Raw genomic sequence first — 14,088 nt, 5'->3', positions numbered from 1 at the left:
CCGGATACACATCATCCAGCGTGGGTGATCGCCGGTGGCAGGCGCAGGCGGATCTCGGCGCCGCCGCCAGCGAGGTTGGCGAGGAGGATCTCCCCGCGGTGTTCTTCCACGATCTTCTTCACGATGGCGAGTCCGAGGCCCGAGCCGCGCGTCTTGGTGGTGACATAGGGCTCGAAGGCGCGGTTGAGCATGCCAGGGGGGAAGCCCGGGCCGTTGTCGCGCACTGCCAGTTCGATGCGGCGGCCGTCATGGTGGGTGGTGAGGCTGATATGGGCCGGATCCTGCTCGGCAACCGCGTCCTGCGCGTTCTGCAGCAGGTTATGGATGACCTGGCGCAACTGGCTGGAATCGGCCAGCACCGGCGGCAGGCCCGCGCCCAACTCGGCGTTGATGGTGGCGCGACTGCTCTCGTACAGCACCAGCACTTCGCGGATCAGGGCATTGAGATCGACCGGGCTGAGCGTGGGCGGTGGCAGGCGGGCGTAGTCGCGGAAACTGTTGACCAGGGTCTTCATCGCCTCGACCTGGTTGACGATGGTGTGGATCGAGCGCGACAGCATGGCGCGCTCGCTCTCACCGAGTTGGCTGGCGAGCTTGTGTTCGAGGCGCTCGGCGGCGAGCTGGATCGGTGTCAGCGGGTTCTTGATCTCGTGCGCCAGGCGTCGCGCGACCTCGGCCCAGGCTGCGTTGCGCTGCGCCGAGATGAGCGCCGAGATGTCGTCGAACACCACCACGTAGCCGCCGCCGCCCTGCTCCGGCAGGCGCGCGCCGTGGAGCAGCAGGGTCTGCACGCTGTCGTCCGGGTGGTGGATCTCGATCTGCTCGTGCCAGTCGCCCTCATGCTGCTCAAAGCCGCGCAGTACGGCGTCGCGGAAGACCGTGTGGGCAGGCCATTCGGCCAGGGTGGTCTGCTCGTAGCCCTTGAGTTCGTCGCGCAGGCCGGTCATCGCGCCGCGGTTGGCCGCGCGCAGGTGGCCGTCGGCCGAGAAGGCCAGCACGCCGGCCGACAGATTGGTCAGCACGCCTTCCAGATAGGTCCGTGCCGCATCCACCGCCGCGCGGCTGCGCTCGGCCTGGGCCCGCGCTTCCTGCAACTGGTGGGTCATGCGGTTGAAGCTCTGCGTCAGCACGCCCAGCTCGTCGCGTGCGGGCAGCGCCTGGCGTGGGGTGAAGTCCCCCGCGGCCACGGCCTGGGTGCCCTCGGCCAGGATCAGCAGCGGTGCGGTCAGCGAGCGGGCGAGCAGGAAAGCGAAGGCCATGGCGGCGAACATCGCCAGCAGCAAGGCCAGGGTCAGGGTGACGATGGTGATCCGCTTGAGCCCCTGACGCGCCAGCAGCAGCTCCTGATAGGTGCTGTGCAGCTCCTGAATGGCTTCGGCACTGCGTGCCAGTTCGTCCGGCACCAGTGAGGTCACTTGCAGCAGCAGGGGGTCGGCGCTCAACTGGCGTGTCGGCAGTGGCACCACCACACGCATTACCAGGCGGTTTGCACCATCGCTTTCCACCGCCTTGCTGCCACGCGCCTGGCGGGCTTGGCGCAACTGGCCCGAGGAGGGCACGTCGGGCATCAGGCCGTGGCTCATCTCACCACTGGAGAGCAACACACGGCCCGTGACCGAGAGCAGGGTGATCGAATCCGCCGAGAGCTGCTCGCGGGCCCGTGAGAGTGCGCGCAGGCTGGGCAGTTCGCCGCCCTCGCTGAGCTCCAGCGCCACGTTGTGGCTGCGCTCGGCAAGTTGGTCGAGCAGGGTGTCGAGCGCGGCGCGGCCAAGGCTGAGACCTTCCTGCAGCGCGCTATCGACGCGGTCGTTGTGCCAGGGTTCGATGGACCGCACGGCGAACTGGACCGACACCAGGTAGATGATGCTGCCCGGCACGATGGCCAGGATCAGGAACACGCCCATCAGCTTGAGCTTGAGGCGGGAGCCGAACTGGCGCTGGCGGTACTCGCGCCACAGGCTGCGCAACTGGATTGCGACCAGCACCAGCAGGGCCAGCGCGATGGCGCCGTTGAGCCCCATCAGCAGGCGGTAGTTCTGGGCGAACAAGGTGTTCTGGGTGCCCGCCGAGGCGAGCAGGAACAGCAGGATGGCGCCGAAAGCCGAGATGATCAGGATCAGGCGGCGCATGGCGACAGCCTCAATCGGCGGCGGCGAGGAAGGTCCACTTCACCCAGCCGGTGTTGATGTCGAAGTCGCGGTTGCCGATGCTGGCGACCTGGAAGGGTTTGGGGAGCTGGGCGACGTCCAGTCGCATGCGCAGTGCTGCGCCATAGGATTCACCACGGCGCAGGCGGGCGAGGTCGCTGACCGTCCAGTTGCGCACCGAGAAGATGGCAGCCAGGGCATCTTCGTAGTTGGGGAAGCTGCGGTGCAGGGAGCCCACCGTCACCCGGTACTGGCGTGTCAGGGCGTGGAAGGACAGGCGCATGTCCAGGCTGCGCTGCACCATCACTTCATCCGTCCAATACCAGCGTGGGCGCGTCAGCACGAACTCGATGACGAAGGGGATGCTGACGCCGGCCTCGATCAGGTCTTCCAGGCGCTGGTTGCCCTTCAGGCGGGCACTGGCGTTGACCAGGTACTGGCTGTCGGTCGCGACGATCTCGAAGTACTGCAGCTCGATTGCGCTCTCCTCGGCTCGCGCCGGCGTCTGCCAGCCCAGCCACAGCAGGCAGCACAGGGCGAGCAGGCGGCGCCAGTCAGGCAGGCCGCTTGCGAAGGAGCGCGAAGTAGAAGCCGTCATGCTCGGCATTGGGGAAGAGCTGCTGTTCGAGCTGGCCGTCGGGCAAGGGAAGGCGCTCGCATTCAGCGTGGGCGGCGACAAAGCGCGCGATCTGCAAGCTGTTTTCCTCGGCAAAGACCGAACAAGTGAGATAAAGCATTTTCCCGCCCGGCGCCAGTAGTGGCCATAGGCGGTCCAGGATTTCGCGCTGGGTGCTTGCGAAACTTGCAACATCGCCAGCCTGGCGCAGCCACTTGATGTCCGGGTGGCGGCGCGCGACACCCGATGCCGAACAGGGTACATCGGCCAGGATGCGGTCGAAGGGGCGGTCGTCCCACCATCCGGCCGGCTGGCGGCAATCGGCCGCGCGCACTTCGGCGTGCAGGCCCAGGCGGGCGAGCTGGCCCTCGACGCGGGCGGCACGCTGCGGGTCCAGATCCAGCGCAAGCAGATCCAGGCGTGCGCATTCCAACATATGGGTGGTCTTGCCGCCGGGCGCCGCGCAGGCATCCAGCACGCGCTGGCCGTCCTGCAGATCGAGGAGTGCTGCCGCTTGTTGTGCCCCCCAGTCCTGCACCGACAGCAGGCCTTCGGCGTAGCCAGGCAGGCTGGCGACGGACACCGGCTTTTCCAATTGAAGAGCTGTTGGCCCCAGTGCGTGCGTGGCGATGCCGGCGGCGGTCAGCGCTGCCTGGGCCTGGGCCAGCGAGCTGCGGCGCGGGTTGATGCGCAGGCTCATCGGCGGATGGGTGTTGCCCGCCGCCAGAATCGCCTGCCAGTCCTGCGGGCGCTGCTGGCGCAGCGCCGCGATCCACCAGGCAGGGTGGCGCCACTGTGCCTGCTCGTCACGCGCACAGGCGGCCAGCAGGCTGTCCCATTGGCGCAGGGCATTGCGCAGCACGCCGTTGACGAGCCCCTTGAGGCCGCCGCGGGCGATGCGCGCAGCCGCTTCGACCGCCTGGTCGACCACCGTGTGGGCGGTGTCTGGCCGGTGTTCCAGACGATGCAGGGCGACCCGCAGCAGGCCGTCGATAGTGGGTTCGGTCAGCGGCTGCTGGAGCAATCGGCCCAGCAGACAGTCGGCGCGGCCGTAGTCACGCAGCGTGCCGTACACCATGTCCTGCACCGCGCCGCGGCCGCCGCTGTCCAGTTCGGGATAACGCGCCCACAGGCTGGCCAGGCCGTCATTCAGGGCGCTGCCGGAGCGGACCCAAGCGATGGCCTGGGCGGCGGCTGTGAGCGCCAGGGCTAGCGAATCGGGGGGGAGGGGCGGCAGGGACCGGGCGGCATCGGGGGAGCGGCGGGGGGGGGCCGAGCGGCGCGCTTGATTCATGAACTTCCGTAAGGTGTAGGCGTACAGCGGGGAAAGGCCTTGTACACCTTTGACGAGGGGCACGCAATGCGTTCCCTGCCGGGACAAGGGGGTTGGGCGACAGTATTGTCCATTGTTCTAATACAAAGTGTCCTGAATCTATGCACTGAGCAAGGGCGTTTAAAGGCGAAGCAGGGCGTTTCGGCCCGTTTGAAAAGGCCTGCGCGCAAGGTGTTCTGTGCGTAAGTCGGGGGAGCGGGGGTGGTTTATCGGGCAGGAAAGTTGTCGGCATATTTTACAGATCGCGTTTCAAACAGTGATCAATGACACGGTTTTTCGCTTGTTTTCAGGCTTGGTTCGCAATTTGCTCACGGAAGCCTCGCGCCATTCGACGCGCAGCAGTACCTGCGGAGCCGGCCTACCGGGCCGATGGGCGCGCAGTACAAAAACGAAGTGGAGGAGACACAGATGTTCAAGCAAGCACAGTGGTTCGCGTTCCTGTTCGGGGCGCTCCTTTCCCAGGCCTTGCTGGCCGCCCCCCTGAGCAATGCGGTCGTGACTGGCGGCTATGCCGTGTCCGGCCTGCAATCCGGGCAGAGTGCCGTGATGGTTGGCGGTGATGTCAGCGAGAACAGCAGCCTGATCACCAGTTCACCCGCGGGCCTGATCACCGCGGTGACCGAATCCGACGGCAGTTTCTCCGTGTTGCCGGATGGCTCGCCTTACCAGCTCTACTGGATCCTGGTCGATGAGACGGGCCTGGTGCAGGTCTCCAACCTGGTTGATCCCCTGGCGCCCATGGTGGCCGGCTCGCAGGCGGTGAGCCTGAGCTTCGCCGGCCTGGGCGCGTCCATCGCGAGCTTCAGCTCCAGCGACCTGGGCGGCATCCTGAGCGTGATCGACGCCCAGACTGTCAGCTTGGACCTCAGCGGCATCGCTTGGTCTGGCCTCTACTCGACATTCACCGCCCAGATCGGCTTCGCCCAGGTAGGCACGGTGCCCGAGCCGGCGGCCCTGTCGCTGCTGGCGCTGGCCCTGCTGGGCCTGCAACTGGCCCGTCGCGGCCGCGCCTGATCCCTGATCCCCTTCCTGCGCAGTGTGCCGGCCCTCTCGTGTGGGCCGGCGCTGCGCGTCACTTGCTGGAGGAGTGAGAATGAACAAGCGAGTCCTGAAAGGTCTTCTGCTGGTGGCGGCCCCCGTGGCGGCCTGGCTGGCGGTGGCACAGACCGCAGCGCCCGACGCCTCGTTCGAGGTGGCCCCGACCGATGGTTGGGCCGGCCAGAACGGCGGCACCGTGGGCGGCGCCAATGCCGCCACGGCGAACATCTACAACGTGTCCAACCGCACGCAGTTGCTTGCCGCGATTGCCGAGGCCGGCACGCTGCCGAAGATCATCCGCGTGCTTGGCAGCATCGACATGAGCGAGGGCACGCCCTACGCCGACTTCAATGACCAGAAGGCGCGCGCGCTGATCCGCCTGACCGCCAACACGACCCTGGTCGGCGTCGGCAACAACGCGCAGATCATCAATGGCTACGTGATGGTCAGCAACATCCAGCAGGTCATCATCCGCAACCTGAAGATCGTCAATCCCTGCGATGTGCGGCCTGTGTGGGACCCGAGCGATGGCCCCACCGGTGCCTGGAACTCCGAATTCGACGGCGTGACCGTGCAGGGCACCAAGAACGTGTGGATCGACCACGTTCATTTCACCGACTCCCCGGTCACCAATGACACCTTGCCGATCGAAAACGGCAAGGTGCGCGAATGCCACGACGGTTCGCTGGACATCAAGAACGGCTCGGATTTCGTGACCGTCTCGAACAGCATCTTCGAGCTGCACGACAAGAACAACCTGATCGGCTCCTCGGACAGCTCGACCATCGACGAGGGTCACCTGACCATCACCTTCCGCGACAACCTGTGGAGCAACATCACACAGCGCGCGCCGCGCGTGCGCTTCGGTCAGATTCACCTGTTCAACAACCTGTACGTGGGCAGCAAGTCGCACCCGGTCTACCCGCACCTCTACAGCGTGGGGGTGGGCAAGGCGGCGAAGATCCTGTCGCAGAACAACCTGTTCACGATCGACGGTGCGGCAAGCTGCAACGACGTGGTCGTCAACATGAACACGCCGGCCGCCGGCAACTTCAAGGACAGCGGCTCCTTGCTCAATGGCAAGGCGCTGGGCGCGTGCGCCGGCATCCCGGATGTCGTGACCTGGACTGTGCCCTACACCTACAAGCTGAAGCCGGCGCTGCTGGTGAAGACCAGCGTGCTGGCCAATGCGGGCGTGGGCAAGATCCGCGTGCTGTCGGATGGTGGCAAGGTGCCGGGCAGCTCGTCGAGCTCCTCGTCCTCCAGCAGTTCCTCCAGTTCGTCCGGCTCTTCCACCTCGTCCAGCTCTTCGGGCGGGGCGGCCTCCAGCAGCTCCGGCTCGGGCGGGACGAATCTGTCCATCGGCGCAGGGGCCGACGGGACCAGCAAGGGTACGGGCGCGTCCTATGCCAACGTGATCGACGGCAATCTGGTGACCACCTGGACGCCGGCCACGGCCAATGCCAATGAGCGCATCTGCGTGAAGTGGAGTTCGGGTGCCAAGACCCTGGGCAAGGTGATCCTGCGCGAGCAGGGCGACGTGCTCACCGCGTGGAGCCTGGAGGACTGGAACGGTGGTAGTTCCAAGGGCGTGCTGGCGATCGGCAACAAGATCGGCAGCGAAGCCACGATCATCCTGCCTGGCGCGGTCACGACCAACAAGATCTGTCTGGTGGTGCTGGGCGCCTCGGCGCCGGTTGCGATCCAGGAGTTCGAGACCTATGCGTACGAGGGCGGCAGCAGCTCGTCCTCTTCCAGCTCTTCGTCCGGCGGTTCCAGCAGTTCCTCGACCAGCTCCGGCGGCGGCACGACCAGCTCGTCCTCGTCGTCCTCCAGCTCGGGTGGGAGCAGTTCCTCGTCGAGTTCAAGTGGTGGCGTCGTCATTCAGCGCCCCATTCTGACGGCGGCAGAGGCGGCGGCCTACACCCCGCTCAACATGCTGTCCAAGGCTGGTCCGATCGAGGCCTTGGTGACCGACAACTGGAACCCGCTGGCCAATGGCATCGGTGATGTGTCGAGCTTCGTGCCGAGCTACGTGATCGCGGCGGATGGCAGCGGCACCCACACCACGGTGCAGGCCGCGGTGAGCGCGGCCATTGCTGCGGGCGGCACGGCGCGTGTGTATATGCAGATCAAGCCGGGCATCTATCGCGAGCAGGTGTGCATCAAGAATGCGCCGCCGATCACGTTGTATGGCCTGAGCAGCGATGCCTCCTCCGTTGTCATCGTCAACAACAAGGCCAACGGGACGGCCAAGGTGGCGAGTGACGTGCTCAATGCTTGCGAGGGGCGTAGTGGCGCGACGACCTACGGCACCAGCGGCAGCTCGACCTTCCTCGCCTATGCCAACGGCTTCCAGGCCAAGAACCTGACGATCGCCAACGACTTCGACGAGAGCACGGCCACCAGCGGCCTGCAGGCGGTCGCGCTGACGACCACCGGCGACCAGGTGATCCTCGACAATGTGCGTCTGCTGGGCCACCAGGACACCTTCCAGCCGAAGTCGACGAGTACCGGCACGATGGCCCGGGTCTACGTGGTCAACAGCTACATCGAAGGTGATGTCGATTTCATCTTCGGCCGCGCGGTGCTGGTGCTGGACCGCTCGGTCGTGAAGTCGCTGACCGCGCGCACTAGCAGTGGCTATGTCTTCGCGCCTTCGCATCCGCAGGTCTATCCCTACGGCTTCCTGGCGATCAACACGCTCTTCACGACCGACAACCCGGCGCTGGTCGACGTAAGCACGCTGCGCCTGGGGCGTGCCTGGGATGACAGCAGTGGCGGCTACACGCTGCTTGCGGGCGGGGTGTCGGTCCCCAACGGTTCCTTGGTGGTGCGGGATTCGACGCTGGGCCCGTTCTTCAACTCTGTCGCGCCATGGGGGCCGGCGGCCACGACCAACCGGCCCTTCAATCCGACCGATTCGCAGACCGTGACCTGGAGTGGCGCGGCCACAGTGTTCCCGCCGAACCGGCTGTTTGAATACAACACCACGACGGGTACGTCGTCGTCGAGCAGTTCGAGTTCGTCCAGCAGCTCCTCGTCGAGCAGCTCTTCGTCTAGCTCCAGCAGCGGGGGCGTGAGCAGCTCTAGCAGCTCATCGTCCAGCGGCTCTTCCTCGGGCAGTTCGTCGAGCAGCTCCTCGGGTGGGGCGGTTGCCGGCATTGATGCGAAGACGCTGACCAACACAACTGCCTCACCGCTCAATGGCTGGACCGGCTTTGCCACCATGGGCGTGCGTTCCTATCGCGCGGCAAACGACCCCATCAACACAGCGGGTCATGTGAGTGTTGCGACACCTGCGCCGGGCACGCCCACGGCCTACCCGGTCATCGCCAGCGATCCGAGTGGTGGTGTGCTGACGTTTGAGCGCGAGCACGCGCCGGTGAACGGCTGGCACAGCTACTACCGTGGCAACGGTGTCGTTGGCAATCATGTCCCCCTGGTCGTGACGGGCGGGGCGTCGGCCGCGGCCAACCGCATCTACACCTGCGGCACCAAGAAGTGCATCTTCGATGCGCTCAAGGAAGCGAAGAACGAACCCAAGATCATCCGCGTGTACGGCAACATCGACATGCGCGTGGATGACGATGGCGTGTTCCGCGAGTGGACGAGCTGGGACGACCAGAAGGGCTCTTCCATCGTCATCCCGTCCAACACCACCTTCGTCGGCATCAATGCGCCGGATGGTTCGCCCGCCCGCCTGATCTCTGCGCAGATCGAGATCGGCAAGGAGGTCGAAGGCGCCTGCGGTGAGGCCGACTACAAGTGCTGGATCAACGGTGGCGGCAGCCAGGAGAGCTATCCCGGCTGGACGCGCAACGTGATCATGCGCAACCTGTGGATCCAGACCAACTGGGATGTGCAGCCGGAAGGCAGCGCGGATGCCTACTATGACGGCGTCGTGCTGGCGATGGCGCAGAACGTGTGGATCGATCACGTCACGGTCACCGACGGTCAGTACAACGAGGTAGTGGTCAAGAACAACGGTGGCGGCACGCGTCATGACGGCGCGCTCGATATCGTGCGCGGCTCCGACTACGTGACGGTGAGCAACTCGCAGTTCCGCGACCACGCCAAGACGACGCTGATCTCCAACAGCGACTCGGGTCGTCAATGGAGTGACGAAAACCGCTTTCATGTGACCCTGCGTGACAACTTCTACAAGGACACCGGTGCGCGCATCCCGCGGGTGCGTTGGGGTCAGGTGCACATCCTCAACACCTATGTCGAGGCGGACCGTGAGGCCACCACGGTGCAGAAGTTCGAATCCGGCGTGGGCATGGGCTACAAGGGCGACGTCCTGATGGAGAGTACCCTGTGGAACGTGGAGCCCACCAAGGAGACGGAGGCCTGCAACAAGATCACCTCCGATCACGGCAGCAGCGTCGCCTTCCGCCAGAGCAACACCTGGCTCAAGAGTGTGAAATACCTGCCGGCCGGGCAGGACGTGTCGGCCACGATGGCGGCCTGCGGCTATGCCAGCACGGCCAACTGGACGCCGCCTTACGGCTATGTGGCTGAGGCTGCGCCGCTCAATCTCCAGTGCAGCATTCCGCAGACGGCGGGGGCAGGCAAGCTGGGCGCGTCGGCGAGCGGCTGCAGCAGCGGTTCGTCGAGCGGTGGCTCGTCCTCGTCCAGCTCTTCGTCGGGTGGCGGTTCCAGCAGTTCGAGCAGCTCTTCGGGCGGCTCGTCGAGCTCCTCCTCGGGGGGCTCATCGAGCAGTTCGTCGGGGGGCGGGAGTTCCTCGGGTGGCTTGACGGCCAGCTACAGCGACAACTTCGACAGCGCGAGCACCAGCACGCTCTTCACCGCCGCTTACGCCAGCCTGCCGGGTACCAGCACGGCGATGTATGTGAAGGCCGGCGGCAGCCCGACTGTCACCAACGGCGTGGTCACGCTGGCCGGTGCGCGCTTTACGATCGGCGCGCTGGCGACGACTGCGACGACCGCATCGACGTCGCCGGGCGGGATCTTCGACATCGTGGGCAAGGCGTGCACGCTGGCCATCACCTTCGACAGCGCGGGCACGGGCACGGGCAAGTTCCAGGTGACGGTCGACAACAACACCACCGGCGGTGCGAACTCGCCGCATGGCACGCTGTCGCGCGTGGTCGACGTGGTGGCCAGCAGTATCGTCGCGGGCCAGGCGAGCTACCCGATCAACCTGAGCACGGCGGGTTTCAGCGGCGGGTCTTTCCTGATGTTCCGCACCGAGTCCTCGGCCACGGTCAACATCAGCGCCTACAGCCTGAGCTGCAACTAGCCCGGTACGCTTCAAAGAATAACGGCGGCCTGTATGGCCGCCGTTTTTTTGCGCCGCCGCCGCTCAGGCGTTGCGCAGTTCGCGGATCACCGGCGCGGTGTCCGGGCGGATGCCGCGCCACAGGCAGAAGCATTCCGCGCCTTGCTCCACCACCATGCCCAGGCCGTCCGCCGCGAGGCTCACGCCGGCTGCGCGCGCCGCGAGCACGAAGGCGGTCGGCTCTTTCTTGTAGGCCATGTCGTAGGCCAGGCTGTCGCCATCCCACACGCCCACCGGCAGCGGGGGGACTTCGCCGGTCATGCTGGAGGCAGAGCCGTTGATGATGAGGTCGAAGCGGCCGCTGATGTCAGCGAAACCGCCTGCAGCCAGCTTGCAGCCCTTGGCGTAGCTGCCGAACTGCTGCGCCAGTTCCACCGCCTTGCTGGCCGTGCGGTTGGCGATGAAGATCTCGGCCGGCTGCTCGGCCAGGAAGGGCAGCAGCGCGCCGCGCACGGCCCCGCCGGCGCCCAGCACCAGCACCCGCTTGCCGCCGAAGCTGCGCCCCAGGTTGTGGGTGATGTCGCGGGTGATGCCAAAACCGTCGGTGTTGTCGCCGAGGATCGTGCCGTCGGCACGCAGCGTGAACATGTTGATGGCGCCGGCCGCGCGGCCGCGCTCGGTCAATTCGTCGGCCAGCGCGAAAGCCTCCAGCTTGAAGGGCATGGTGATGTTCATGCCTTTCCCGCCCTCGCGCTGGAACTGACGCACCGCGTCCTTGAAGCCATCGAGCTCACCGAGGATGGCGCCGTACTCCATGTCCTGCCCGGTCTGGCGCGCAAAGGCCATCTGCAGGGCAGGGGACTTGGCCTGGGCGATGGGGTTGCCGATGATGGCGTAGCGGTCGGTCATGCGATGGACTCCTGGAGTGCGGCGCACGCGTCTGAGCGTTCAGGCGGTGCGCGGGAACGGGCGCGTATTGTAGGACGTCTTCGTCATGCGCCGTGTGCGGGCCGCATTTCTTCCGCGCGGCACGAAACGCTTAGATTGGGGTAGATTGCCGGTTCGTCGCAGGCCGCTCGATGCCAGGGTCTGCCCGTTGCCACGGCGCCCTCTCCGGCGCGGCGAAAGTGGATACGCACTGACCCTCGGAGTGCACGATGTTCAACAGCACCGTCCTCGAAGTCGCCATCGGCATGAGCTTCTGCTTTGCCTCCGTGTCCTTGCTGGCGAGCGCCATCAACGAGGCGATCGCTTCGCTGCTGCGCTTGCGCGCCCACGCCCTGCTCGACGGCATCAAGCAGTTGCTCAACGATCCGGCTTTCGATGGGCTGGCGCGCGAGCTCTACAACCATGCCCTGGTCAATCCGCGCGACAGCGGTCAGGCGCGCAGCGAAGGTGAGTTGCGCCATCTGCCGTCCTACATCCCCTCGCGTGGCTTTGCCCTGGCCCTGATCGAAACCCTGCAAGGCGCCTCGGGCGAGGCAGCCGCCTTGCGCGCACGCCTCGACACGGTCAGCGACCCGCAGCTCAAGCGCCTGTTGCTGGGCATGTACCAGCGTGCCGCTGGCGACATCTCCGGCCTGCAGCAGGCGATTGCCGACTGGTTCGATGCCGGCATGGAGCGCGTGTCCGGCGCCTACAAGCGGCGCACCCAGGCGATCAGCTTCGGCGTGGCCCTGCTGGTCGCCGCCCTGTTCAACATCGACGCCCTGCAGTTGTTCCGCAGCCTGTGGGTCCATCCTGCCCTGGTGGCGGCCTTGCCGCTGGCCGACACCCCGAGCCGGATGAGCGATGTGATCGTGGCCTTGAACCAGTTGCCGGTCGGCTGGCAGGGCGTGCCCGACACGCTGGCGGCGTGGGCGTTGATGATCTGCGGCTGGCTCGTGACTGCCAGCTCGGCCCTGTTCGGTGCGCCATTCTGGTTCGACCTGCTGCAGCGTCTGACGCGCTTGCGTGGCACGGGGCGGGCGCAGGAGGGGGCCGCGACTGCGGCGGGTGGGGCGGCTGCAAGATGATGCGGCGCAATGTGCGGGCTTTATTCGCGCAGCATCTGCAGGGCGGGTGCACGATATCGCGCAGGCTGCGCTACCATCCGATGGATTGATACAAATTCAGTGCAGGCTTGGGCCCAGCAGGGCACTTGTTAAAAGAGCATGATCGAGGAGAAGGCTATGGAATTGAAGGTTGTGACCGTGTCACTGATGGCTGCCGGCGTCCTGCTGGCGGGATGTGCCGGGAGCGGCGACAGCAAGTCGCCCGCTGCGGGCTCGGAACTTGGTCGGCAGGTGCTGGCGGCCAATGATGGCTGGGGTGCTGTGGGCGGCGGTGTCGATGGCGGCGCCAAGGCAGCGGCGGCCAACATCTATACCGTCAGCAATCGTGCCGAACTGGTCAAGGCGCTGAGCGTCGGCAATGTGCCCAAGATCATCTACGTCAAGGGCACGATCAATCTGTCCGTCGACGACAACAACAAGGAACTCTTCGAGAAGGACTACGCCGAGCCCGGCTACAACTTCGACGCCTATGTGAAGGCCTATGCACCAGCCACCTGGAATCAGAAGCTGGACAAGGGTCGCCCGGTACGCAAGCTGACCGGCCCGCTGGAAGAGGCGCGCGATCGCTCTGCTGAAAAGCAGAAGAAGCGCATTGTCATCAACGTCAGCTCCAACACCTCGATCATCGGCGTGGGCAAGGATGCCAAGATCGTCAAGGGCAACCTCATGATCGGTGCCGGCACCGAGAACGTAATCATCCGCAACATCGAGTTCCAGGATGCCTTCGACTATTTCCCGGCCTGGGATCCGGGCGATTCCTGGCGCGTCGACAGCAGCTACCCGGGCTGCCAGGAAGCCTATGTGGACGCCACCAAGGGCCCGCAACTGTGCCCCGGCGGCCGCTGGAATTCCGAGTACGACAACATCTCGGTCAACGGCGGCAAGCGTGTGTGGATCGACCATTGCACCTTCAACGATGGTGACCGTCCGGACAGCAAGTTCCCGCCGGTCTATCCCTTCCCGCACAACCAGGTCGAGCAGAAGGTGCAGCATCACGATGGTCTGGTCGACATCACCAATGGCGGCGACTTCGTGACCCTGAGCTACAACGTGTTCAAGGATCACGACAAGACCTCGCTCATCGGGGGCAGCGACAGCCTGACTTCCGATGCCGGCAAGCTCAACGCCACCTATCGCCACAACTGGTTCGAGAACAGCGGCCAGCGTCTGCCGCGCGTGCGCTACGGCAAGATCAGCAGCTACAACAACGTGTTCATCGGCGATGCCGCAGGAAACAGCGATCCCAAGCTGAACGGCTACGAGAACCACCAGGCTATCCTCAAGCTCGCGCCCAAGCACAACATCTTCCGTGGTGCGCTGGCGGTGGGCAGGGAAGGCTCGATCTTCTCGGAGAACAACGTCTTCGAGATCAAGAACGGTGGCGCCGAGTTCGCTTTCATCCAGCAGGGCGGGACCAAGTTCACCGACAAGGGCAGCATGGTGAACGGCAAGCCGGCTGACCTGGTGGCGGCGCGCAAGGCGGCCGACCCCAAGGCCAAGATCGAGGACGCCGGCTTCACGCCGACCTACCCGAAGGCCCCGCTGCCGGCGGCCGAGGTGAAGGCCCATGTGCAGGCCAATGCAGGGGCTGGCAAGCTCTGAGTCGATCTGCCTGGCAGTGAAAGATGAGCCGTCCGGCCCGCAGGGTCGGGCGG

Annotated in this window: 8 protein-coding genes; 4 read left to right on the top strand and 4 right to left on the bottom strand. The window is 65.7% G+C overall.

Annotation, left to right across the window (positions count from 1 at the left end; all coding sequences use genetic code 11):
- Positions 1-11 precede the first annotated feature (11 nt).
- From NMB43_RS18595 to rsmB, 3 genes are read right to left on the bottom strand one after another with little or no spacing between them, the layout of a single operon-like run.
- Positions 12-2,129, bottom strand: coding sequence for a sensor histidine kinase (locus NMB43_RS18595; protein WP_494349661.1), 2,118 nt, complete (start codon positions 2,127-2,129; stop codon positions 12-14).
- A 10-nt stretch (positions 2,130-2,139) separates the two neighbouring features.
- On the bottom strand, positions 2,140-2,745 hold the full coding sequence (locus NMB43_RS18590) for a DUF4390 domain-containing protein (RefSeq protein WP_494349660.1): 606 nt from the start codon (positions 2,743-2,745) through the stop codon (positions 2,140-2,142).
- Positions 2,702-4,057: a 16S rRNA (cytosine(967)-C(5))-methyltransferase RsmB gene (rsmB, locus tag NMB43_RS18585; RefSeq protein ID WP_494349659.1), complete on the bottom strand. Its 1,356-nt coding sequence runs from the start codon at positions 4,055-4,057 to the stop codon at positions 2,702-2,704. The genes NMB43_RS18590 and rsmB overlap by 44 nt, the downstream gene beginning before the upstream one ends.
- Before the next feature lie 447 nt (positions 4,058-4,504).
- Between rsmB and NMB43_RS18580 the strand changes: the two genes are divergently transcribed.
- The gene (locus NMB43_RS18580) at positions 4,505-5,110 is read left to right on the top strand and encodes a PEP-CTERM sorting domain-containing protein (RefSeq protein WP_494349658.1); all 606 of its coding nucleotides are present in this window, start codon (positions 4,505-4,507) and stop codon (positions 5,108-5,110) included.
- A gap of 79 nt (positions 5,111-5,189) precedes the next feature.
- Positions 5,190-10,400: a pectinesterase family protein gene (locus NMB43_RS18575; protein WP_494349657.1), complete on the top strand. Its 5,211-nt coding sequence runs from the start codon at positions 5,190-5,192 to the stop codon at positions 10,398-10,400.
- Between the two features lie 63 nt (positions 10,401-10,463).
- Here the strand turns inward: NMB43_RS18575 and aroE are convergent, their stop codons facing one another.
- Positions 10,464-11,288 carry a shikimate dehydrogenase gene (gene aroE, locus NMB43_RS18570; RefSeq protein ID WP_494349656.1) on the bottom strand — a complete coding sequence of 275 codons (825 nt, stop codon included), beginning with the start codon at positions 11,286-11,288 and terminating at the stop codon, positions 10,464-10,466.
- Between the two features lie 248 nt (positions 11,289-11,536).
- Between aroE and NMB43_RS18565 the strand changes: the two genes are divergently transcribed.
- Both NMB43_RS18565 and NMB43_RS18560 read left to right on the top strand, forming a co-directional pair.
- Complete coding sequence (locus NMB43_RS18565) at positions 11,537-12,394, top strand: hypothetical protein (protein WP_494349655.1); 858 nt, start codon at positions 11,537-11,539, stop codon at positions 12,392-12,394.
- Positions 12,395-12,550: 156 nt separating this feature from the next.
- The gene (locus NMB43_RS18560; RefSeq protein WP_494349654.1) at positions 12,551-14,035 is read left to right on the top strand and encodes a pectate lyase family protein; all 1,485 of its coding nucleotides are present in this window, start codon (positions 12,551-12,553) and stop codon (positions 14,033-14,035) included.
- Positions 14,036-14,088: the final 53 nt, after the last annotated feature.

Source organism: Uliginosibacterium sangjuense, assembly GCF_059132465.1.
This window is presented reverse-complemented; position numbering and strand designations above follow the sequence as displayed.

Bases quoted from the DNA above. Each gene is read 5' to 3' on its own strand.
- NMB43_RS18595 (WP_494349661.1), bottom strand. From the start codon at position 2,129: ATGCGCCGCCTGATCCTGATCATCTCGGCTTTCGGCGCCATCCTGCTG.
- NMB43_RS18590 (WP_494349660.1), bottom strand. From the start codon at position 2,745: ATGACGGCTTCTACTTCGCGCTCCTTCGCAAGCGGCCTGCCTGACTGG.
- rsmB (WP_494349659.1), bottom strand. From the start codon at position 4,057: ATGAATCAAGCGCGCCGCTCGGCCCCCCCCCGCCGCTCCCCCGATGCC.
- NMB43_RS18580 (WP_494349658.1), top strand. From the start codon at position 4,505: ATGTTCAAGCAAGCACAGTGGTTCGCGTTCCTGTTCGGGGCGCTCCTT.
- NMB43_RS18575 (WP_494349657.1), top strand. From the start codon at position 5,190: ATGAACAAGCGAGTCCTGAAAGGTCTTCTGCTGGTGGCGGCCCCCGTG.
- aroE (WP_494349656.1), bottom strand. From the start codon at position 11,288: ATGACCGACCGCTACGCCATCATCGGCAACCCCATCGCCCAGGCCAAG.
- NMB43_RS18565 (WP_494349655.1), top strand. From the start codon at position 11,537: ATGTTCAACAGCACCGTCCTCGAAGTCGCCATCGGCATGAGCTTCTGC.
- NMB43_RS18560 (WP_494349654.1), top strand. From the start codon at position 12,551: ATGGAATTGAAGGTTGTGACCGTGTCACTGATGGCTGCCGGCGTCCTG.